This window comes from Gemmatimonadota bacterium (assembly GCA_016714015.1).
GTDB lineage: Bacteria > Gemmatimonadota > Gemmatimonadetes > Gemmatimonadales > Gemmatimonadaceae > Pseudogemmatithrix.
Genome location: JADJNZ010000001.1, coordinates 103,285 through 124,850 on the forward strand (window position 1 = coordinate 103,285; position 21,566 = coordinate 124,850).

A 21,566-nucleotide genomic window follows, 5' to 3' on the forward strand; every position below is an offset into this window, starting at 1 on the left:
TCAGGAGATGGTGAGCGTCCCCGCGCCCGCATCGAGGGTCACGGCGTACGACGCGAGGTCCCGCGTGCGCTGGCCACCGGTCCAGCCTCCACTCGGGGCGAAGCGCGCGCCGTGATTGGGGCATTCGAAGCCCGCCGGCGTGATGTCGATCGGCCGGTACCCCGCATGCGGGCAGATCATCGAGAACGCGAGATAGGTCGTGGCATTCACCCGCGTCACGGCGATCGGGACGCTGGTGCTGCCATCGACCCGGGCGATCCCGCCGTCCACCGCGAGCGCAGGGAAATCGGCGAGGGCGATGGAGAGCGGGCTCGCCCCACCGCCGCCACCGCCGACGGGCGGCGGCGGGTTCACGGCGCCCCCCGATCCGCCGTCGCCGGTGACGCCGCCGATGTTGCCGTCGCCGCAGGCGACGAGGAACGCGCTGATCGACGCGGCCAGCGTGGAGGCGACGAACCGCCGCCGCGAGCAGTCGCCCGCACAGTGCGACATGCTCAATCCCTCCGGAAGACGTCGAGCATCGTCAGGTACCCGATGGTCGCGACCGCGACGGATCCGAGGGCGACCGCGCGATGGAGGTCGCGGTCGTCGTTGGATCCCTCGGCGCGCTCCGCGAGGATGCCGGTGGCGGTGAAGCCGGCATCGGCGGCGAGCATCATGACCGCATGGAAGACGCGGCGTCCACGCCCCTCCGGCTCGCGGCGCGCCTCGTACAGGTTCATGACGCCGGTGACCGTGTTGACGGCGAAGAGCGCGGCGACCCCGGTGGCGGCCACGCGATGTCCCGTGCGCGCCCACGCCGGCGCCTCGAAGCTCTTGTCATAGAGCTGGCGCCCCGCGAGGTACTGGAAGGCGAAGAGCGGCAGCATGGTATAGCTGGCCGCGCGATGGACCGAGAGCCGCGTGTAGTACGCGGCACTGAGGTCGACGACGGTATCTCGCGCGACCGGGGGAAGGAACCGGACCACGCGCACCGGGCCATCGGCGGGCCCCACGTGCCCCCGCGCGACGACCTCGACGGTCGGCGCATCGGCGCTTGCGACGACCGATGGCGCAGCGAAGGCATGCGATGCGAGCAGGGCGAGCGAGATGAGGTCCATATGGCGGATCGGCTGGGGGTGGCGACACCTTTAGGGACAGAGGCCCGGTCGGCTCGGGTCCCGCTAGTATACCCTTAACCGGTGAACTGATGTCACTCCCCCTCCGCCCAGCCCTCGCGAGGACCGCCTCGCTCCTCTCGCTGGTCGCGGCCGTCTCCGCCACGTCGAGCGCGCAGGACGATGCCGCGCTCGTCGCGCGCGCCCGCGCGATCCACGACCGCGTGATGACACTCGACACCCACGTCGACATCAGCCCCGCGGCGTTCCGTCGCGACTCGTCGAACTACGTGACGGGGATCGCGCGCAACCAGGTGGACATCCCGAAGATGGAAGCCGGCGGTCTCGACGCCGCGTTCCTGATCGTCTACGTGGGCCAGGCGCGCACGATCGACTCGGCGACGATGGCGAGCGCGTACGCGCAGGCGATGGAGAAGTTCGCCGCCGTCCACCGCCTCACCGACTCGCTCGCCCCGACGCGCGTGGGACTCGCCCGCACGGCCGACGAGGCGAGGCGCATCCATGCGAGCGGCCGGAAGGTGATCTTCATCGGGATCGAGAACGGCTTCTCGGTGGGCACCGACCTCGGACGCATCCGGCAGTTCGCCGAGCTGGGCGGCCGCTACATGTCGCTCGCCCACAACGGGCACAGCCAGTTCTCCGACTCCAACACCGGCGAGCGCGACGGCGTCTGGATGTGGAACGGCCTGAGCCCGCTCGGCCGGCAGGCGATCGCCGAGCTCAACAAGTGGGGCGTGATGATCGACATCTCGCACCCGAGCAAGCAGAGCATGATGCAGACGCTCGAGCTGACGCAGGCGCCGATCATCGCCTCGCATTCCGGCGTGCGCGCGCTCTGCAACCACAGCCGCAACCTCGATGACGAACAGCTGCTGGGCATGAAGCGGAACGGTGGTGTCGTGCAGCTGGTGGCGTTCAACAGCTACGTGAAGTGCAACCCGGTGCGCGACGCCGAGCGGCAGGGCGCCATCGACGCGCTGCGCAGGCAGTACGGCGTGACGGGGACCAACCCCCGCGAGGTGCAGGCGTCGGTGCAGGCGCTGCCGGAGGAGCGGCGGAACGCGTACCTCGCGGCGCAGGAGGACATCACGGCGCGGCGGTATCCGGCGGACCCGATGGCGACCGTCGCGGACTTCGCGAACCACATCGACTACGCGGTCAAGCTGATCGGCATCGACCATGTGGGCATCAGCTCGGACTTCGACGGCGGCGGCGGCGTGGACGGGTGGCGCAACGCGAGCGAGACCTTCAACGTGACGCTCGAACTGGTGCGCCGCGGCTACACCGAGGAGCAGATCGCGAAGATCTGGAGCGGCAACCTGCTGCGCGTGCTGTCCGAGGTGCAGGCGGCGTCGGCCCGGCTGCAGCGGGCGACGCGGTGAGCCTCGGCGCGCACCTCAAGGTCTACGCGGCCTGCGTGGTCGTGTTCTTCGCGCTCGACCTCACTTGGCTCGGGGTGGTGGCGAAGGGCTTCTACAACGCGCAGATGGGGCACCTGCTGCGCCCCGACGTGCAATGGGGCGCGGCACTGCTCTTCTACCTGATCTACGTCGCCGCGATCGTCGTGCTGTGCGTGGTGCCGGCGGTGGAGAAGCAGTCGATGGGACGCGCGCTCGCGCTTGGCGCGGTGTTCGGGCTCGCCGCGTATGCGGCGTTCGATCTGACCTCGCTGGCACTGTTGAAGGACTTCCCCACGAAGGTCGTCTACGTCGACCTGGCGTGGGGGATGGTGCTCACGGCATCGGTCTCGGCCGCGGGGTACTGGGCGGCGCTTCGGCTGGGCTGAAGGTTGAAGGCTGAAGGATGAAAGAGATCCCTTCCACCTTCATCCTTCAGCCTTCATCGTCAACCCTCTCTCCGCACGAGCGTGAGGATGGAGTACAGCGCCACCGCATCCCCGTCCTGGTTCGACACCTCCACATCCCACTCGACCACGCCTTGCGGGATCGCGCCCTCGGGCGTGTCCTTCGCCGTCTTCTGCTTGACGGTGAGGCGCACCCGGATGCTGTCGCCCGGATAGACCGGCTTGGTGAAGCGCAGGCGCTCCATGCCGTAGTTCGCGAGCACGGGGCCGAGCGCGGGATCCACGAACAGCCCCGCGGCCGCCGAGACGATGAAGTAGCCGTGGGCGACGCGACCGGTGAAGACGCCGTTGGTGCGCGCCTCGTCATCGTTCATGTGCGCGTAGAACCGGTCGCCGCTCAGGTTCGCGAACGCGACGATGTCGTCGAGCGTGATGGTGCGCGTCCCGGTGAGCAGCGTGTCACCGATCTCCAGCTCGTCGAACGTCTTGCGGAACGGATGCACCGCATCGGTGCGCTGGACCGCGCCCGCGCTCCACTCGCGCGTGATGGCGGTGAGCATGCTCGGGCTCCCCTGCACCGCGGTCCGCTGCATGTAGTGCAGCACGCCGCGCGCGCCGCCCATCTCCTCGCCGCCGCCGGCGCGACCGGGCCCGCCATGCACGAGATTCGGCAGCGGCGACCCATGCCCGGTGCTCTCCTTGGCGCTCGCCGTGTCGAGGACCATGAGCCGACCGTGATACGGGGCGACGCCGAGCACGATCCGTCGCGCGATGGTCGCATCGCCCGTGACCACCGATCCGCAGAGCGATCCGCGCCCGCGCTTGGCGAGCTCCACCGCCTCGTCGAGCGTGCGGTACGGCATGACGGTGTTCACCGGCCCGAACGCCTCGATGTCGTGCGGCTCGCTGCGGCCGAGGGGCTGGTCGCAGAGCAGGAGCATGGGGCCGAAGAACGCGCCGGTGTCGCGGTCGGCACCGACGACGGCGAAGTCGCCGCCACCGAAGACGAGTTCACCGGCCTCCGTGATGCGCGCCGCGGCCGCGGCGACGTCGCGCACCTGCCCGCGGCTCGCGAGCGGCCCCATGCGCACGCCCTCGACCGCCGGATCGCCGACGGTGGTCTTCGCGAGGCGGGCCGAGAGCGCCTTGACCACGGCCTCCTCCCACCCCGCGGGCACGATGGTGCGACGGATCGCGGTGCACTTCTGCCCGGCCTTCGTCGTCATCTCGCGCACGACCTCCTTGATGAAGAGGTCGAACTCCTCGGTCCCGGGTGCGGCGTCGGAGCCGAGGATGGAGCAGTTGAGCGAATCGGCCTCCATGTTGAAGCGCGCCGAGTGCTGGACGATCGCCTTGCTCTCCTTGAGCATCTGGCCGGTCGCGGCGCTGCCGGTGAACGCGACGGCATCCTGCTCGGTGACATGGCTGAGCAGGTCGCCCGCGCTGCCGCAGATGAGCTGCACCGCGCCCTCGGGGAGGATCCGCGATGCGATGATCTCGCGGAACATGAGCTCGGTGAGATAGCTCGTCGCGGTCGCCGGCTTCACGATGCACGGCACGCCGGCGAGCAGCGTGGGCGCCATCTTCTCGAGCATCCCCCAGCAGGGGAAGTTGAAGGCGTTGATGTGGATCGCTACACCCTCGAGCGGGACGCAGATGTGCCGGCCCGCGAAGGTTCCGCCCTTTGAAAGCGATTCCTGCGGCCCTTCGACGTGGAAGGTCTCGTTGGGGAACTCGCGACGGCCTCGGCTGGAGTAGGCGAAGAGCGTGCCGATGCCGCCTTCGATGTCGACCCAGCTGTCGGCCTTGGTCGCGCCGGTCGCCGCGGAGAGGGTGTAGAAGGCGTCCTTCTTCTCCATCAGGTGCTTGCCGAGCGCCTTGAGCAGCGCGGCACGCTGATGGAATGTGAGGGCGCGGAGCTTCGGCCCGCCGACGGTGCGCGCGTGGTCGGCCATCGCCTTGAAGTCGAGCCCGCCGCTCGAGGCCTCGGCGATCGGTTCGCCGGTGACGGCGTGGAAGAGCGTGGCGGCCTTGCCGGTGCCTTCGACCCACTGGCCGAGGGCGTAGTTCTTGAGCGTCTGCATCAGGTGGGCGTCCCCTTGGTCTCGTTCCAGGTCTTGAGCAGCGCCGACTGCGCGGGGCGGTCGGCGGGGAGTTCGCGGAGCGGCTCGACGGCCCGCCAGGTGTCGCGCATCGCGGCGGGGAGTCGCTGGTAGAGGGCGGTGCCCTCGGACTTCCAGGCGAGCATCTCCTCGCTCACCTGCTTCACCACCTTCGCCGGGTTCCCGACCACGACCGAGCGCTCCGGGACCTGCATCTCGGCGGGGACGAAGGCGAGCGCGCCGACGATGCTGCCGGCGCCGATGCGGGCATTGTCCATGATCACCGCGTTCATGCCGACGAGCGCGTTGGCGCCGATGCGCGCGCCGTGCACGATGGCCCCGTGGCCGATGTGCGCACCGGCTTCGAGCACGACGGTGACGCCGGGGAACATGTGGACGGTGCAGTTCTCCTGCACGTTGCAGCCATCCTCGATGACGATGCCGCCCCAGTCGCCGCGGATGGCGGCGCCGGGACCGATATAGACGTCACGGCCGATGATCACGTTCCCGGTGACCGCGGCCTGCGGATGCACGAAGGCGGTCTCGTGCACCACGGGGATGAATCCGTCGAAGGCGTAGATCATGTGAGGCGGAGGCGAGTGCGGCGAAGGATGGGCCCGGGCGGCGACCAAATCCAGTGGACCGGAGGCCGCGGACCGGCCACCGGAAGATATTCCGCCCTCCCGTACCCGGCCGTAGCTTGGTGGCCATGGAGGCCCCTGACGCCCGCGACCTGCGGACCAGCCGTGCGCTGCGCGCCCTCGCGCCGGTGCTGCTGGCCGTCGGCACCCTCTTCGCCGTGTCGCAGTACTCCGGGGTGTTCGCCGAGAAGCCGTTCTGGCAGCAGCTCTTCGAGTCGTTCGCGTTCTTCCCGCTCCAGATGGGGTCCTCGCTCGCGCTCGTGCTCGCATCGCGGCGCGCGGCGCTCCCCGCGGGGGTGCAGCGGGCGTTGCGGTACTCGGCGGCCGCCTTCGCGTTCGTCGCGGCCGGATCACTGATCTGGGCGACCTACTACCTGAGCGTCGGCACGGCGTTGCCGTACATCTCGTGGCTCGACGCCGTCTACTTCCCGTTCTACCCGCTCTTGACGGTCAGCATGCTCGCGCTGCCGGGCGTGGAACGGCCGCGCCGGGGCGTGCCGTACTGGGTAGGACTCGCCGTGGTGACCGCGGCCTTCGGCGGCCTCACGGTCTTCGGCCTCGCGGTCGACCCCGACATCCGTTCGGTCAAGCCCCTCCTCCGCGTCCTGATGGTCCTCACGAGTGCGACGCAGCTCGTCGCACTCTTCGCGGCGAACGGGGCCGTCGAACGCGCGCGACGCATCCCGTCAGCCCGGGCGACCCTCCTGCTCGCGGGTGCGCTCGGCCTCGCGGTCGTCGGCGACCTCGTGTTCCAGCTCATGTACGCCGTGGGCTACGAGGGGCCGAACATCAACATCGTGGTCGCGATCCTCTCGAACCTGATGATCTACCGTGCCGCGATCGCGTTCCTCGAGGACCCGATCCAGGAGGCGGGGACCGATACGCCGATGCTGCCCTACAGCCCGCTGCCGATCGTCGCGGTGACGGCGGTGGCGCTCATGCTGGTCTGGATGAGTTCGACGGGGCGCGGGAGCGGGACCGGCGGGCTGCTCGTCGCGCTGGTGCTCCTGAACGTGATGCTGGTGGTGCGCGACGTGCTGACGGCGCGTGCGGCGGCGGCCGCGATGCGGGCCGGCGTGCAGGAGCGCGCCGAACGGCGCCTTGAGGCACTCGTCCGGCACGCGTCGGATGCGATCCTCCTCGTCGACCAGAGGGGGAGCCTCGTGTTCGCGAGCGCGCCAGCCGACCGACTGTTCGGCACCGCGCTGTCGAGCCGCGAAGGGATCCCGTTCCGCGACCTGATCCCTTTCGAGGGACGGGAGGAGTGGGACGCGTTCCTCGCGTTCCTGCGCGCATCCCCAGGGCGCCCCGCGACGCACCTCTGGCGCTTCCCAGAGGGGGACGGCAAGGTCCGCATCCTCGAGTGCATCGGACTCGACCTGCGCGACGAGCCCGCGGTGGGGGGCACGGTCCTCAACCTGCGCGACGTGACGGAGCGACAGGCGCTCGAGGACCGGCTGCGCCAGGCCCAGAAGCTCGAGGTCGCCGGGCGTCTCGCGGGCGGCGTCGCGCACGACTTCAACAACGTCCTCACCGCGGTGATCGCCGGGACCGAACTCGCGCAGCTCTCGCTGGAGGAGGAGCATCCGCTCCAGTCGGACCTCGCGGGGATCGGCGCGGCGGCGCAGCGCGGGGCGGCCCTCACGCGTCGCCTCCTCGCGTTCGTTCGGCACGAGCCGGTCCCCGCACAGCGCATCGACGTCGAGGAGTCGTTACGGGACCTCGAGCCGCTCCTCACGCGCCTCGCCGGTGAATCGCATCAGGTCGTGCTCTCGACCGCCCCGGGACTCGGCACCATCGAGGTCGACCGCAACGAGCTCGAGCACATCATCTTCAACCTCGTCGCGAACGCGCGCGATGCGATGACGTCGGGCGGTCGCATCGTCATCGATGTCGAGCCGGTCACGCTCACCGAGCCCCCGCACGACGACGCCTTCATCATCGGGCCACCCGCCGGCACCTTCGCCGCGATCACGGTGGCGGACACCGGCATCGGCATGGCACATGACGTGCGCCGGCGGATGTTCGACCCGTTCTTCACGCAGAAGAGCGGCGGCCGCGGCACCGGGCTCGGCCTCATCGGGGTGCAGCCGCTCATCGATGGGGCACGCGGCGGCGTGCGCGTGACCTCGGCACCCGGAGCGGGCACGGCCGTGACGCTCTTCCTCCCGCTCGTGGGCGGGGGCGCGACGACGCCGCGCCGCAGTGGCGGCACGCGGGCGGCGAGCGTCTCGAGCGCGCTGGGCGATGCGGAGCCGAGCCCGCGGCCCACGACACCGCGGGACACACTGACCATCTCCGGCAGCGGACCGCGCGTCCTGCTCGTCGAGGACGAACCCGATGTCCGCGAGCAGCTGGCGCGCCTGCTCGAGGCCCTCGGCTACACCGCCATCGCGGTCCCGTCGGCCGCCGACGCGCGCGCGGTGCTCGCGCGCCCCACGCACGGCATCGTGGCCGTCGTGAGCGACGTCATGATGCCGGGCGAGACCGGCATCGACTTCGCCGCCTGGCTGCGCACCGACCATGCCGCGGTGCCGATCATGCTCATCTCGGGGCACACCGGGACCGCACTCGACCTCGAATCCCGCGGGTCGGCGCACCTGCCCCTCCTGCGGAAGCCGTTCGGGCGGGCGGAGCTCGACGAGCGGTTGCGCGACCTGCTCGACACCTAGCGTCGGCGTCGCGTCCGCGGGGCGACACCCGCTACGGCGCGAAGCGCTCGGCGCCGCTCAACAGGAGGAGCTCGAGCGTCGCCGCCCCCGCGGTCGCGAGGTCGTGCGCGCGCGGCGGGAGATGCACGAGGTCCCCGACCTCGAACCGTTCGCTCCGGCCATCCGCCTGGACGACATCGAGCGCGCCGCCGAGCACCATCGCATCGAGCGCGTCCGTGCGCTGCGCCACACCGAGGGCTGCGCCAACGTCGACCGACCAGCGCCACCCCGACGCGCAGGTCGCGCGCCCGATCACGCCGCCGGCCAGCCGCACGAGGTCGACGCGAAGCCGCGGGCGTTCGCGCGACTCCTGCGGCGCATCGAAACGCGCACGCACGATCCCCGCGTCAGCGCCCTCGGCGCCCTCGGCGGCCGCGCGCGCCTGTCGCTGCCACGCCCGGGCGACCGCGGCGACGGTCTCCTCCGGCGGCGCGGCGGTGAGCGTCGCGCGATCGGGGCCGGCCTCCGGCTTCACGACCGGATTGGCGGCGCGGTGGCGCGCCTCCCAGATCCTGCCGGTCAGCGCACCGAGCACGTAGCCGGCGGCGCCGGTCGCGAGCCCCGCGACGACGAGGGTCCCGGCGAACTTGATCACACCCATCGTCGCGTCGCCGTAGTCCTCGAACGACGCCGTGAGCGCCCGCCATCCGAGCGGCGCGGCACCGAAGAACCCGAGGAGGAACCCGGTGTACGCGCCGGTGTCCGCCATCTCGCCGCGACGCGGCGTGTAGAAGTCGTCGTGCGCGCTCACGCGACCGTCGCGCTCATGCGAGGGCCGCGCGCCGCATCACGCGCGTTCGAGCACGAGCGCGAACCCCTGCCCCACCCCGATGCACATGGTGCAGAGCGCGTACCGGCCCTTCGAGCGGCCGAGCTGGCGCGCAGCGGTGAGAGCGAGCCGCGCGCCGCTCATCCCGAGCGGATGCCCGAGCGCGATCGCGCCGCCGTTGGGGTTCACGCGCGGATCGTCGTCGGCGACGCCGAGTTCGCGCAGGCAGGCGAGTCCCTGCGCGGCGAAGGCCTCGTTGAGCTCGATGACATCCATCTGGTCGATGGTGAGTCCCGCGAGCGCGAGCGCCTTCCGCGAGGCGGGGACAGGCCCCATCCCCATGATGCGCGGCTCCACGCCCGCAGCCGCGCTCGAGACCACACGCGCGATCGGCGTGAGCCCCGCCTCCTGGACGCCGCGTTCACTCGCGAGCAGCAACGCGGCGGCGCCATCGTTGAGCCCGGACGCATTGCCCGCCGTCACCGAGCCCTGCCCGTCGTGCCGGAACGCCGGCTTGAGCTTCGCGAGGATCTCGAGCGTGGTCTCCGGGCGGATGAACTCGTCCTGCTCGACCGTCGTCGTCCCCTTCTTCGCCGCGATCATGACCGCCGCGATCTCCTCGGCGAGCCGACCCTCGGCGCGCGCGGTGGTCGCCTTCTGCTGCGAGCGGAGCGCGAACGCATCCTGGTCGGCGCGCGAGACGCCGTACTGCGCGGCGACGTTTTCCGCGGTCTCGCCCATCGAGTCGGTGCCGTGCATCGCCTTCATCGCCGGATTCACGAAGCGCCAGCCCAGCGAGGTGTCGAAGAGCTGCATGTCGCGCGCGAAGGGGGTCGCACCCTTGGAGAGCACGTACGGCGCGCGGGTCATCGACTCCACGCCGCCGGCGATGTAGAAGTCCCCCTCGCCGACCTTGATGCCGCGCGCCGCGCTCGCAACGGCGCTCAGTCCGGACGCGCAGAGGCGATTGACCGTCTCGCCGGGGACCGTCACCGGCAGGCCCGCGAGGAGCAGCGCCATGCGCGCCACGTTGCGGTTGTCCTCGCCCGCCTGGTTCGCGCAGCCCATGATCACGTCGGCGATGCGCGCGGGATCGAGTGCCGACTGGCGCGCGAGCAGTGCCTTGATCGCGTGCGCGCCGAGGTCGTCGGCGCGGACGGGAGCGAGCGCCCCGCCGAGGTTGCCGATCGGGGTGCGGATGCCGTCGACGAGGTATGCGGTGGTCATGGCAGGGGCTTCTTGGTGCGGTAGACGGTGCCCTTGAAGAGCGCGACGATGGCGTCGTCCTGGTTCCGGATGACGATGTCGCTGAACCCGAGTCGGTTGGTCTCGGTGCGCTCCTCGGCGGTCGCGGTGATCACGTCACCGACGCGGATCGCCGCGGGATAGGAGATGTGGCAGTCTGTCGCGACGCTGATCTCGCCGGCCGAGTTGCTGCAGAAGGCGTGCGCGCTGTCGGCGAAGGCGAAGGCGATCCCGCCGTGCGCGAACCCGAAGCCGTTGGCCATCTCGGGGCGGACTGTCATGCGAATGACGGCGCGCTTGTCGGCGACCTCGAGGACCTCGATGCCGAGCCACTTGGAGAACGCGTCGCGCTCGATCATGCGGCCGACGACCTCGCGGGCGCGCGCGTCGGCGTCGGAGGGCGGGACCTGCGTGGGCGGGACGTCGGGCAGGTCGGGGACGCGGGTGACGAAGGTGGTGCCGCGCCGCGGCCGGGGATCACCGGTCATGTGAGGAGCTTGCCTCCGCCGCGCGCCGTGCGGCGCAGGAGCGGACTCGGACGGTAACGGTCCTCGCCGTACTCCGCCTGGAGTGCGTCGAGGGTGGCCAGCACGGTGCCGGCGCCGAGCTCATCGCCCCAGGCGAGGAGCCCCTTGGGATAGTTCACGCCCTTGGTCATCGCGAGCTCGATGTCCTGCGGGCTGGCGATCCGGAGCTGCACCGCATCGACGGCCTCGTTGACGAGCATCGCCACGATGCGGTCGACGATCATCCGGCCGACGACCGGGTCGGTCGTGGGCGCCGGTGCGACCGCCCCGTCGCGATAGTCGTAGTAGCCGCGCTTGGCCTTGCGGCCGAGGAGTCCGGCCTCGACCAAGCGGCGCTGCGTGAGGGCCGGCCGGTAGCGCGGGTCGTAGAACATCGCCTCGAACACCGAGCTGGTCACGGCGAAGTTCACATCGTTGCCGATGAAGTCCATCAGCTCGAAGGGCCCCATCCGGAAGCCCCCGAGTTCGCGCATCGCCCAGTCGATGGTGGCGGCGTCGGCGAGGCGCTCCTCGAGGATGCGCAGCGCCTCGCCATAGAAGGGACGCGCGATGCGATTGACGATGAATCCCGGGGTGTCCGTCGCGACGACGGTGACCTTGCCCCACGCGTCGACGAGGGCGCGCGCCTGCGTGGCGACCCCGGGCGCGGTGGTGATCGCCGGGATGATCTCGACGAGCGGCATCACCGGCGCGGGATTGAAGAAGTGGATGCCGATGACCCGCTCGGGATGCGCGCACGCGCCGGCGAGCGCGGCGACCGAGAGCGACGAGGTGTTGGTCGCGAGCACCGCATCCTTGGCGAGCTCCGCCTCGAGGGCGCGGAAGAGGGCCTGCTTGGCCGCGAGGTCCTCGAGGATCGCCTCGATCACCAGCCCGCACGGCTCGAAGGCCTGCAGCGCGGCGGCGGTCACGCCCTCGACGTACGTGAGGCGGGCGAGCACCGCGTCGGCGGCATCCCGCGTGAGCCGCCCCTTCTCCACCTCGCGCGCCATCGCCTTGGCATGTCCGTCGCGCGCGCGGTCGAGGGCGGCGGGGAACGCATCCGCGAGGAGGACGCGGTGTCCGCGCACCGCGGCGACCTGCGCGATCCCCGCCCCCATCGCGCCGGCACCGACCACGCCAACGACCGTCTCCTTGCCGAGGCCCATGCGTCAGGCGCCGGTGTAGACGGGCTTCCGCTTCTCGAGGAAGGCGCGGACGCCCTCCGCGTAGTCGGCGGTGCGACCGGCCTGCTGCATCAGCTGCGCCTCGAGCTCGAGTTGCTGCTCGATGGTGTGCCCCCACGAGGCGTTCATCGCGCGCTTGGTGAGCCCGAAGCCGCGCGTCGCCTGCGTGGCGAGCTGTTTCGCGAGATGGAGCGCGACCTCGTGCAGCTGCGCCGCGGGGACGACCTCCCAGATGAGCCCCCACTCCTTCGCCTTCCCCGCCGGCATCTTGTCGGCGAGGAAGAACATCCCCGTCGCGCGCTGCGGCCCGACCAGCCGCGGCACGAAGAAGGTGCCGCTCGTATCGGGGATGAGCCCGAGCTTGGCGAAGCTCTCGACGAAGACCGCCTCCTCGGCGGCGATGGTGAGGTCGCAGGCGAACGCGAGGTTCGCGCCTGCCCCGGCGGCGACGCCGTTGACGGCGCAGATCACCGGCTTCTCGAGCTGGCGGATGGCGAGGACGATCGGATTGTATGCCTTCCGGACGATCTCGCTGATGTCCGGCATGGGCCCATCGCCCTGCGGGAGCGCTTCCTGCAGGTCCTGGCCGGCGCAGAAGCCGCGGCCGTTCCCGGTGAGGAGCACGGCGCGGACGTCCCGGTCGCTCGCCGCGCGCGCGAGGGCCGCCTGCAGCTCGACCGCCATCGCGACGGTGAAGGAGTTGAGGACCTCAGGCCGATTGAGCGTGAGGACGAGGACGCCGTCGTGGAGCTCGGAGAGGACGAGGGGCGTAGGCATGCGACATAAGATAAGGCCGACCGGCGGTGGACGGGCGGCGCGCCCCGCCAGCGACCGGCCGCTCGGAGCGGTTCCCCGCGCCCCCACCCCTGCCCAGATTCCACGCATGCCACGCACCCCCCTCGCCGGCTTCGACTGGCGTCGCATCGCCTACAACGTCCTCGTCTCCCGCGCCCTCGACGACGTCGAGGAGGCGACGAACCGGAATCGCGCGACGGTCCCCAAGGACCACGTCGTCCTCTACCAGTTCTCGGCGCGCGGCCACGACGTGGCGCAGTGCATCCTCGGCGCGATGATCGACGGCCGCCACGATGCGGCGGGCGCGTACTACCGGAGCCGGCCGCTCCTGCTCTCCCTCGGCCTCCCGCTCGACGACGCGCTCGGGTCCCCGCTCGGGCGGGCCGGCGGCTTCTCCGACGGACGCGACATCGGCGTCGTCTGCAACCTGCCGAATCCCGAGGGGCCGGTCGTCCTGCCGATGTCGGGCGACGTGGGATCACAGTACACGCCGACCGCCGGGTGGGCGCAGGCGATCACCTATCACCGCGACACGCTGCAGGACGCGAGCTGGCAGGGATCGCTCGGCGTCGCGCTCGGCGGCGACGGCTCCGTGGCGACCAACGGGTTCTGGGCCGCGCTCACGATGGCGACCACGCTCAAGCTCCCGATGCTCTTCTATATCGAGGACAACGACCTCGGCATCTCGGTGAAGGGCGAGATGCAGACGCCGGGCGGGAACATCGCGAAGAACCTCGCGTCGTTCACGAACCTGTTCCTCCGCGACGGCGACGGCACCGATCCCGACGCGACGGCCCGGCTGCTGAAGGAGTGCGTCACGCACGTGCGGAGCGGCGCCGGCCCGGCGCTCGTGCACCTCACGCTGCCGCGGCTCTCGAGCCACTCGGGCCCCGACAACCAGAAGGGCTATCGCACCGACGCCGAGATCGCCGCCGACCAGGCGCGCGATCCGCTGCCGCGCCTGCGCGAGTACCTCGTGCCCGCCCTGCTCTCCGAGAAGGACTGGTCCGCGCTCGAACTCGAGGTCGCACACGACGTGGAGCGCGCGCTCGCCGCGGCGCGCGCGCGCCCCGCCCCCGATCCGGCGCAGATCGCGCGGCATGTGCGCGCCGACGACCGCGATGACGTGCGCGAGGCGTTCGGCGGCGTCCCGCGCCGCGTGCGTCGCGACCTCGGCGGTGACGCTACGCCGCGCGAGGACGGGGCGATGCTCCGGTTCGCGGAGGCGGTGCGGCGCACGCTGTGGCGCGAACTCGAGGTGAATCCTCGCGTCGTCGTCTTCGGCGAGGACGTCGGGAAGAAGGGCGGCGTGCACCTCGTCACCGAGGGCCTGCAGAAGCAGTTCGGCAAGGACCGCGTCTTCGACACCAGCCTGTCCGAGGAGGGGATCATCGGACGCGCGTCCGGCCTCGCGATCAGCGGGTTGATGCCGGTCGCCGAGATCCAGTTCCGGAAGTACGCCGACCCGGCGACGGAGCAACTCAACAACACCGGGACGATGCGGTGGCGCACCGCGAACCGCTTCGCCGCGCCGATGGTGGTGCGGATGCCCGGCGGGTTCGGCAAGGACGTGGGCGACCCGTGGCACTCGCTGAGCGACGAGGTGCGCTTCGCGCACGCGTACGGCTGGCAGGTCGCGATCCCGTCGAACGCGGCGGATGCGGTGGGGTTGCTTCGCGCGGCGATGCGGTCGCCGGACCCGACGATCTTCTTCGAGCACCGCTCGCTGCTCATGACGGGTGACGGCAGCGCGCGTTATCCGGGTGATGACTACGTGCTGCCGTTCGGGCAGGCGCGCGTGGTGCAGCCGGGACGCGCCCTCACGCTCGTGAGCTGGGGCGCGATGGTGCATCGCTGCGGGGACGCGGCCGCGCGGTTCCCGGGCGAGGTGGAGCTGCTCGACCTGCGCACGATCGCCCCGTGGGATCGCGACGCGGTCCTCCAGTCGGTGACGAAGACGGGGCGCTGCCTCATCGTGCACGAGGACAACCTCACGGCGGGCTTCGGTGCCGAGGTCGCGGCCTACGTCGCGCAGGAGGCCTTCTGGCATCTCGACGCGCCGGTGCGGCGCCTCGCGCCGAATGACATCCCCATGCCGTACCACCCCGTGCTGCTCGAGGCGGTGCTGCCGGATGCGGACCGGGTGGCGATCGCGATCGAGGAGATACTGCGCGCGTGAGCGGGATGAAGGCTGAAGGATGAAAGAGCGGAGGCCGTACGGCCTCCGCCCCTTCGACCTTCGACTTTCATCCCGCTTGACGAACCACAGCCAGGCCGCTTACTCTGAAACGTCTTCCCAACTTGGGTGCCCAGATGGACCAGTCCCCTCTCAACGACATGACCCGGCGTGACCGGACGGCGAGCTTCGGCTCGTCCGCGCCTGTCTCGGGCATGGCCGTCGGAGCGGGGCTCCTCGGGTAGCAGCGACCAGACGCGTCGCTCCTCGGGATCACGCCCTCCCTGCTCCGGTCCGCAGCGAGGGCGTTCTCATATCCGATCCCACGAGGTCCTCTGTGCATAGCCCTACCGAACACCCCGCGCCCATCACGCCCGCGCCGCACGACACGCCCGGCGGCCTCTGGCGCGACCTGAAGGACGCGCTCCGCGGCACCGAACACGACTACACCAGCGGTGCGCTCGGCCGCGCGATCTTCCTCCTCGCCGTCCCCATGGTCGTGGAGATGTCGATGGAGTCGCTCTTCGCCGTCGTCGACATCATGTTCGTCGGACGGCTCGGCCCCACCGCCGTCGCGGTCGTGGGGCTCACCGAGTCGTTGATGATCGTGATCTACACGCTCGGCTTCGGCCTCAGCATCGGCGCGACGGCGACGGTGGCGCGACGCATCGGCGAGAAGGATCCCGATGGCGCGGCGCGCACCGCGGTGCAGGTCCTCCTGCTCGGCGCCCTGCTCTCGGGGACCATCGGGCTCGTCGGAGCGATCTTCGCGCCGCAGCTGCTCGCGCTCATGGGCGCGGCTCCCGAGGTGATCGCGATGGGCACCGGCTACGCCCGCGTGATGCTCGGCGGCAGCGCGACGGCGTTCCTGCTGTTCGTGATCAACGCCACCTTCCGCGGCGCGGGCGACCCCGCCGTGGCGATGCGCGTGCTCATCGTCGCGAACTCGATCAACATGGTGCTCGACCCGATGTTCATCTTCGGCGTCGGCCCGTTCCCCGAGCTCGGCGTGACCGGCGCCGCGGTCGCGACGACCATCGGGCGCGCGACCGGGTTCTGCATCGCGCTCTGGATGATGATGCGCGGCAGCGGGCACCTGCGCGTGCGGCGTGAGCATGTGCGCGTGGAGCCGGCGACCATGATGGCGATCATCCGGCTCTCGACCGCAGGGACCTTCCAGACGGCGATCGGCACGATGAGCTGGATGGCGATGATCCGTGTCGTCGCCGGCTTCGGGAGCGTGGCGATGGCCGGCTACACGATCGCCGTGCGTCTCGCGATCTTCGCGTTCATGCCGGCCTTCGGTCTCGGCGGCGCCGCCGCGACGCTCGTCGGGCAGTCACTCGGCGCGAAGAAGCCCGAGCGCGCCGCCGAGGCCGTGCGGGTCGCGACCAGGTACGACGTCGTGTTCATGGCCACGCTCGGCCTGATCTTCGCGGTCTTCGCGCACCGGATCATCGGCATCTTCACGCAGGACCCGGCGACGGCGGCGGTCGCCGTGCGCGGGATCCGGATCATGGCCCTGGGGTTCCCACTCTTCGGCGCGGGGATGGTGCTCGAGCAGGCCTTCAACGGCGCCGGCGACACCTGGACGCCGACTTGGATCAACCTGATCGTGTACTGGCTGATCCAGATCCCGCTCGCGTGGGCGCTGGCCTATCCGCTGGGCTTCGCGCAGGACGGCGTCTTCGTGGCGGTGACGGTGGCGTACTGCGTGTTCGTGGTGGTGGCGTATGTGCTGTTCAGGCGCGGACGCTGGAAGCTGAAGCACGTCTGAAGCGACGAGGAAGGCCGAAGGATGAAGGGGCGGAGGCCGTACGGCCTCCGCTCTTTCGTCCTTCAGCCTTCTTCGTTCACCGACCCCGCAGCGCCTCGGCGATCTCGGCCTCCGTCGCCGCACGCGGGTACCGATCGCCGCGCTCGTTGCGCTCCATCAGTGGTTCGATCGCTTCCACGCGGCCTGACGCGCTCACCCTCACGAAGACCTCGGCCGTGTTGTAGGCCTCGTGCTTCCCCTGCTTGATGGTGAAGACGAGCAGCCAGGGGGTGCCGGTGGCCCACTGCTTCGTCACGGCGTAGTGGCCCGTCGCGCCGTAGCGGGTGAGCGCGATCGGCCGCGACTCGCGCGTGCCGCCGCGCATCGTGATCGCGCGCGCCGAGACGTCGGCCTCCGGTTCGTCGGTATGGTGGTGCCCCTCGACGAGCAGCACCGCGCCCGGCACGGGCGGGGTGTCGCGCACCTCGCGGATCTCCAGCCGCGGCGGGCCGAAGCGGGCGGCGGCGGCGAGGAGCAGCGCGGTGAACGGTAGCGCGAACGCGAGCGGACGATGACGCATGGCAGTCTCCTGTCGGTGATGGACATCACTCCGATGCCGCGACGGGGCCGAGCGTGTACGGGCGCGCGGATTGCGCTCCGCCACCCCGGCCCCGAGCTTCTTCAGGAACTCCTCCGGCCCCGGACCGCATGAAGCTCCGCCACCTGCTCGCCGCGATCGTCTACGGACTCATCGCCTACGGGATCTTCGCGCGGAACGAGCCTGTCTCCGACTCGTTGCTGATCCTCGTCTCGATCAGCTTCCTCTTCGGCATCCCGTTCGGCGTCGGGTACCTCATGGCCCGCGGGATGCAGTCGGAGCACGCGGCCGTCGCCGCGATGTCCGGCTGGCTCCCGGTGATGGTCGCGATCGGGTTCCTCTTCGCGACGGGGTTCGAGGGGACGATCTGCATCGTGATGGCGCTGCCGTTCATCCTCGCCGGCGCAGCGGCAGGCGGGCTCTTCGCGCACCTCCGGGCGCGGGCCGAGGCCCGCGACCGGCGCCTCGAGATGGGGGCGGTCCTCGTGCTTCCGTTCCTCCTCTCGCCGCTCGAACGCCGGCTCGAGTCCCCCGACCGGTTCGCCGAGTCGGTGACGACGATCGAGATCGCCGCGTCGCCCGCCCGCGTGTGGGACGAGATCGCCGAGGTGGACACCATCCGCGCCGAGGAGCGCGGACGCGCGCTGTACACGTCGATCGGCTTCCCGCCGCCGCTGGCCGCGACGCTCGACCTCCCGCAGGAGGGCGGCATCCGCCGCGCGAGCTTCGGCGGAGGCGTGCTCTTCACCGAGACGATCACCGACTGGGAGCCGGAGCAGCGCATCGCATTCGAGATCGACCCGTCGTTCGCCGAGGGAGAACCGGCGCTCGATCCGCACGTGCGGATCGGCGGACGCTACTTCGATGTGCTCTCCGGCGCGTACGTCATCGAGCCGATCGACGCCGCCCGCGTGCGACTCGTCCTCACGAGCCGGCACCGCGTGAGCACGCGGTTCAATGTCTACGCGGGCTGGTGGAGCGAGCGCGTGATGCAGAGCGTCCAGCGCGAGATCCTCGCGGTGATCAAGGCGCGGGCAGAGGACGCGACGCGCGCGCCCAAGGCGCGGCTGCGGGCGGCGACCGCCGCCCGCGGGCTGCGCGAGTCGGCCGCGCCCCGCGTGGCGAACTCGTTCGAGACGGGATTCTCCGTCGTGGGCGACTTCCCCGGCCGGACCGATGTCTACGCCGACAGCGTCGTCGTGCTCGTGCGCGGCGGCCGCATCGCCTGGCCGCGGCTCGGCGCGGGCGAGGTGCACGACTCCACCACCGCCTCGCTGGCGCAGCCCTCAGGGGAGTCGTGGATCGCCGGACGGGAGAGCCGCGGGCTCGTCTTCGAGCATGCGACCGTCGGCGACTCGGCAGGGCTCGGTCCCATGCTGCGCTTCACGATCCCGCGCGAGCCGGGTGAATCGCTCGAGGGCCGGTGGGTGGTCTTCACGCATCATCTCACCGTGCCGAAGACGACCGACAACCCGTACGGCACGGCGTGGGCGTACACGCACGCGGTGCTCGCCCGGCGATAGCTAGATCGGCTTGAACTCGTCGAACGGCTGCCGGCAGCTCCGGCAGACATGGATCGCCTTGCACGCCGTGCTGCCGAACTCGCTGCGCAGTTCGGTGTCGGAGGAGCCGCACCAGGGACAGGGCACGGCGGCCCGCGCGCGCGAGAGCGTGATGAGTCCGCCCTGTTCGGCGCGGCCCGGCGGCGCGATGCCGTAGGCGCGCAGCTTCTCGCGCGCGTCGGGGCCGATCCAGTCAGTGGTCCAGGCCGGGCTGAGCACCGTCCGCACCTCGACGCGCGCGACGCCGGCGCCGGCGAGGGCGGCCCGGATGTCCTTCTCGATCTCGAACATCGCCGGGCAGCCCGAGTAGGTCGGCGTGATCGTGACGGTGACGCTGCCGTCGTCCGCACTGGCCACGTCGCGCACGATGCCGAGCTCGACGACCGAGATCACCGGCACCTCGGGATCGGGAACGGTACCGAGCACCTCGAGGAGGCGTTCGCGGGTGAGCGGCGCGGGCATCGCGGTCGGCGCGGGAGGCCGCGCTACCAGGTGGCGCCCGGGTGCGAGCGCGCGACGATCTGCATCGTCGCGAGCAGGTGCCCGAGGTGCTCGGTGTGCTTGCCCACGCGCCCGCCACGGCGCATGGCCCCATCGGCCGGCCGCACGAGCGTCGCGCGCGCGAGGACGTCGTCGACGATCGCGTCCCAGCGCGTCCTGATCCCGGCGAGGTCGACGTCGACGCCGAGCGCTGCGACCGCAGCATCGACCCCGTCGCGTTCGAAGAGCTCCGCGGTGTAGCGCCAGAGGCCGTCAAACGCGCGCTGCACGCGGGCGTGGCTCTCCTCCGTCCCGTCGCCAAGCCGGATGATCCACTCGCTGGAGTGCCGGAGGTGGTACTTGTCCTCCTTGATCGCCTTCGCCGCGATGGCGGCGAGCTGGGCGTGCCCGCACTTCCCGAGCGCTTCCCACATGAGCAGGCTGTAGGCGTCGAAGAGGAACTGCCGCACTATCGTCTGCGCGAAGTCCCCGTTGGGCTGCTCGACGAGGAGCGCGTTCCGGAACTGCACGCCGTCGCGGAAGTACGCGAGCGCGTCCTCGTCACGGCCGGCCCCCTCGACCTCGCCGGCGAGCTTGAGGAGGCTCACCGACTGCCCGATGAGATCGAGCGAGACGTTGGCGAGCGCGATGTCCTCCTCGATGATGGGCGCGTGCCCGCACCACTCGGACAGACGGTGCCCGAGGATGAGCCGATCGTCCCCGAGCCGCTGGAGGTACTCGAAGAGCGGCGCGCCGAGCGCCGGACCGCGGACGCCCGCGACCTTTTGCACTCCGCCTTCCGCGGCGCCGGTCGCGATCCCCGGCTCCTCCTCGTCGTGCTCGGGCGTCCGCATCAGAACACCTTCACGCCGCGCGGGACCTTGTAGAACTGGGGATGCCGGTACGGCTTGTCGTTCCCCGGATCGAAGAACGGCCCCGCCTCGCTCGGCGCCGACGCCGTGATCGCCCAGCTCGGCACGACCCAGAGGTTCACGGCCTCCCCGCGGCGGGTGTACACGTCGCGCGCATTCTGCATCGCATGCTCCGCGTCGGTCGCGTGGACCGAGCCCGCATGCTCGAAGGGCTGTCCCTGCCCGCCCTGCGTGAAGACCTCCCAGAGGGGCCAGTGGCTGTCATCCTTGCCGTTCACCGTCATGCGGCCTCCGTGCGCTTGGCGTGCTTGGTCGCGTAGGCCGTGGCCGCGTCGCGCACCCACTGCCCGTCGGCATGCGCCGCGTTGCGCGCGGCGAGGCGCTCTTCGTTGCACGGCCCGTTGCCCTTGATGACCTCGAAGAACTCGGCCCAGTCGATCTCGCCGAAGTCCCAGTTCTTCGTCTCCGCGTTGAACCGCAGGTCGGGGTCGGGCAGCGTGAGCCCGATCGCCTGCGCCTGCGGGACGGTGAGGTTCACGAAGCGCTGACGGAGCTCGTCGTTCGTCTTGCGCTTCACGCGCCAGCGCAGGAGCTCGGCCGAGTTGGGCGAGTCCTTGTCGGACGGACCGAACATCATGAGCGAGGGCCACCAGAAGCGGTTCACCGCGTCCTGCACCATCGCCTTCTGCGCCGGCGTCCCGTTGGCGAGCGTGGCGCAGATCTCGTAGCCCTGCCGCTTGTGGAAGTTCTCCTCCTTGCAGATCCGCACCATCGCGCGTGCATACGGGCCGTACGAGGTCTTCGCGAGGATCGTCTGGTTGACGATCGCCGCGCCATCGACGAGCCAGCCGATCACGCCCATGTCGGCCCACGAGAGCGTCGGGTAGTTGAAGATGCTCGAGTACTTCGCCGTGCCGTCGAGGAGCGCGTTGTACAGGTCGAAGCGGTCGACGCCGAGCGTCTCCGTGCCGCAGTAGATGTAGAGGCCGTGGCCGCCCTCGTCCTGGACCTTGGCGATGAGCGCCATCTTCCGGCGCAGCGACGGCGCGCGGGTAATCCAGTTCCCCTCGGGGAGCATCCCGACGATCTCGGAGTGCGCGTGCTGGGACATCATGCGCGTGAGCTGCTTGCGATAGCGCTCCGGCATCCAGTCCTTCGGCTCGATGCTGTCCCCGGCGGCGATTCGCGCCTCGAAGGCGGCGAGGAGGGCCGGGTCCTCCTGGGCGGGCGGCTTCTTGTCCATG

20 protein-coding genes are annotated in these 21,566 nt (G+C 70.9%); 6 read left to right on the forward strand and 14 right to left on the reverse strand.

Annotation, left to right across the window (positions count from 1 at the left end; genetic code table 11):
• Both IPJ78_00460 and IPJ78_00465 read right to left on the reverse strand, forming a co-directional pair.
• Window positions 1–492, reverse strand: coding sequence for a Rieske 2Fe-2S domain-containing protein (locus IPJ78_00460; GenBank protein ID MBK7905014.1), 492 nt, complete (start codon window positions 490–492; stop codon window positions 1–3).
• Between the two features lie 2 nt (window positions 493–494).
• A complete protein-coding gene (locus IPJ78_00465; GenBank protein MBK7905015.1) occupies window positions 495–1,100 on the reverse strand; it encodes a hypothetical protein in 606 nt (201 codons plus the stop codon).
• A gap of 89 nt (window positions 1,101–1,189) precedes the next feature.
• On the opposite strand from IPJ78_00465, the gene IPJ78_00470 reads away from it, so the two are divergent.
• Together IPJ78_00470 and IPJ78_00475 are read left to right on the forward strand one after the other, a co-directional pair.
• A complete protein-coding gene (locus tag IPJ78_00470) occupies window positions 1,190–2,500 on the forward strand; it encodes a dipeptidase (GenBank protein MBK7905016.1) in 1,311 nt (436 codons plus the stop codon).
• Window positions 2,497–2,904, forward strand: a complete 408-nt coding sequence (locus IPJ78_00475) for a DUF2177 family protein (GenBank protein ID MBK7905017.1) — start codon at window positions 2,497–2,499, stop codon at window positions 2,902–2,904. The genes IPJ78_00470 and IPJ78_00475 overlap by 4 nt, the downstream gene beginning before the upstream one ends.
• Before the next feature lie 59 nt (window positions 2,905–2,963).
• Here the strand turns inward: IPJ78_00475 and paaZ are convergent, their stop codons facing one another.
• A complete protein-coding gene (paaZ, locus tag IPJ78_00480; GenBank protein ID MBK7905018.1) occupies window positions 2,964–5,006 on the reverse strand; it encodes a phenylacetic acid degradation bifunctional protein PaaZ in 2,043 nt (680 codons plus the stop codon).
• Window positions 5,006–5,608: a transferase hexapeptide repeat family protein gene (locus tag IPJ78_00485; protein ID MBK7905019.1), complete on the reverse strand. Its 603-nt coding sequence runs from the start codon at window positions 5,606–5,608 to the stop codon at window positions 5,006–5,008. The genes paaZ and IPJ78_00485 overlap by 1 nt, the downstream gene beginning before the upstream one ends.
• Window positions 5,609–5,733: 125 nt before the next feature.
• Here IPJ78_00485 and IPJ78_00490 point away from each other — a divergent pair, with 125 nt between their 5' ends.
• Window positions 5,734–8,337 (forward strand): response regulator, encoded by a 2,604-nt coding sequence (locus IPJ78_00490; protein MBK7905020.1) that lies wholly within the window; start codon window positions 5,734–5,736, stop codon window positions 8,335–8,337.
• 31 nt (window positions 8,338–8,368) lie between these two features.
• Here IPJ78_00490 and IPJ78_00495 read toward each other — a convergent pair whose 3' ends face one another.
• From IPJ78_00495 to IPJ78_00515, 5 genes are read right to left on the reverse strand one after another with little or no spacing between them, the layout of a single operon-like run.
• Entirely contained in the window at window positions 8,369–9,127 is a 759-nt protein-coding gene (locus IPJ78_00495; GenBank protein ID MBK7905021.1) for a hypothetical protein, read from the reverse strand.
• 36 nt (window positions 9,128–9,163) lie between these two features.
• Window positions 9,164–10,372, reverse strand: coding sequence for a 3-oxoadipyl-CoA thiolase (gene pcaF, locus IPJ78_00500; protein MBK7905022.1), 1,209 nt, complete (start codon window positions 10,370–10,372; stop codon window positions 9,164–9,166).
• Window positions 10,369–10,878 carry a hydroxyphenylacetyl-CoA thioesterase PaaI gene (gene paaI / locus IPJ78_00505; protein MBK7905023.1) on the reverse strand — a complete coding sequence of 170 codons (510 nt, stop codon included), beginning with the start codon at window positions 10,876–10,878 and terminating at the stop codon, window positions 10,369–10,371. The genes pcaF and paaI overlap by 4 nt, the downstream gene beginning before the upstream one ends.
• A complete protein-coding gene (locus IPJ78_00510) occupies window positions 10,875–12,065 on the reverse strand; it encodes a 3-hydroxybutyryl-CoA dehydrogenase (protein MBK7905024.1) in 1,191 nt (396 codons plus the stop codon). Before IPJ78_00510 ends, paaI begins: the two co-directional genes overlap by 4 nt.
• A gap of 3 nt (window positions 12,066–12,068) precedes the next feature.
• Window positions 12,069–12,860 (reverse strand): 2-(1,2-epoxy-1,2-dihydrophenyl)acetyl-CoA isomerase, encoded by a 792-nt coding sequence (locus IPJ78_00515; protein ID MBK7905025.1) that lies wholly within the window; start codon window positions 12,858–12,860, stop codon window positions 12,069–12,071.
• Window positions 12,861–12,966: 106 nt separating this feature from the next.
• Between IPJ78_00515 and IPJ78_00520 the strand changes: the two genes are divergently transcribed.
• Window positions 12,967–15,057 (forward strand): pyruvate dehydrogenase, encoded by a 2,091-nt coding sequence (locus IPJ78_00520; GenBank protein ID MBK7905026.1) that lies wholly within the window; start codon window positions 12,967–12,969, stop codon window positions 15,055–15,057.
• A gap of 490 nt (window positions 15,058–15,547) precedes the next feature.
• Window positions 15,548–16,831 (forward strand): MATE family efflux transporter, encoded by a 1,284-nt coding sequence (locus tag IPJ78_00525; protein MBK7905027.1) that lies wholly within the window; start codon window positions 15,548–15,550, stop codon window positions 16,829–16,831.
• A 76-nt stretch (window positions 16,832–16,907) separates the two neighbouring features.
• On the opposite strand, the gene IPJ78_00530 is transcribed toward IPJ78_00525, so the two are convergent.
• Window positions 16,908–17,390 (reverse strand): hypothetical protein, encoded by a 483-nt coding sequence (locus IPJ78_00530; GenBank protein MBK7905028.1) that lies wholly within the window; start codon window positions 17,388–17,390, stop codon window positions 16,908–16,910.
• 128 nt (window positions 17,391–17,518) lie between these two features.
• Here IPJ78_00530 and IPJ78_00535 point away from each other — a divergent pair, with 128 nt between their 5' ends.
• Window positions 17,519–18,931 carry a hypothetical protein gene (locus IPJ78_00535; GenBank protein MBK7905029.1) on the forward strand — a complete coding sequence of 471 codons (1,413 nt, stop codon included), beginning with the start codon at window positions 17,519–17,521 and terminating at the stop codon, window positions 18,929–18,931.
• Here the strand turns inward: IPJ78_00535 and paaJ are convergent, their stop codons facing one another.
• Genes paaJ through paaA form a run of 4 tightly spaced genes read right to left on the reverse strand, consistent with a single transcriptional unit; the run spans window position 18,932 to window position 21,565 of the window.
• Window positions 18,932–19,432, reverse strand: a complete 501-nt coding sequence (gene paaJ / locus IPJ78_00540; GenBank protein ID MBK7905030.1) for a phenylacetate-CoA oxygenase subunit PaaJ — start codon at window positions 19,430–19,432, stop codon at window positions 18,932–18,934.
• A gap of 23 nt (window positions 19,433–19,455) precedes the next feature.
• Window positions 19,456–20,304 carry a phenylacetate-CoA oxygenase subunit PaaC gene (paaC, locus tag IPJ78_00545; GenBank protein MBK7905031.1) on the reverse strand — a complete coding sequence of 283 codons (849 nt, stop codon included), beginning with the start codon at window positions 20,302–20,304 and terminating at the stop codon, window positions 19,456–19,458.
• Entirely contained in the window at window positions 20,304–20,606 is a 303-nt protein-coding gene (paaB, locus tag IPJ78_00550) for a 1,2-phenylacetyl-CoA epoxidase subunit B (protein MBK7905032.1), read from the reverse strand. The genes paaC and paaB overlap by 1 nt, the downstream gene beginning before the upstream one ends.
• Window positions 20,603–21,565, reverse strand: coding sequence for a 1,2-phenylacetyl-CoA epoxidase subunit A (gene paaA / locus IPJ78_00555; protein MBK7905033.1), 963 nt, complete (start codon window positions 21,563–21,565; stop codon window positions 20,603–20,605). The genes paaB and paaA overlap by 4 nt, the downstream gene beginning before the upstream one ends.
• Between the last annotated feature and the right edge of the window lies 1 nt (window position 21,566).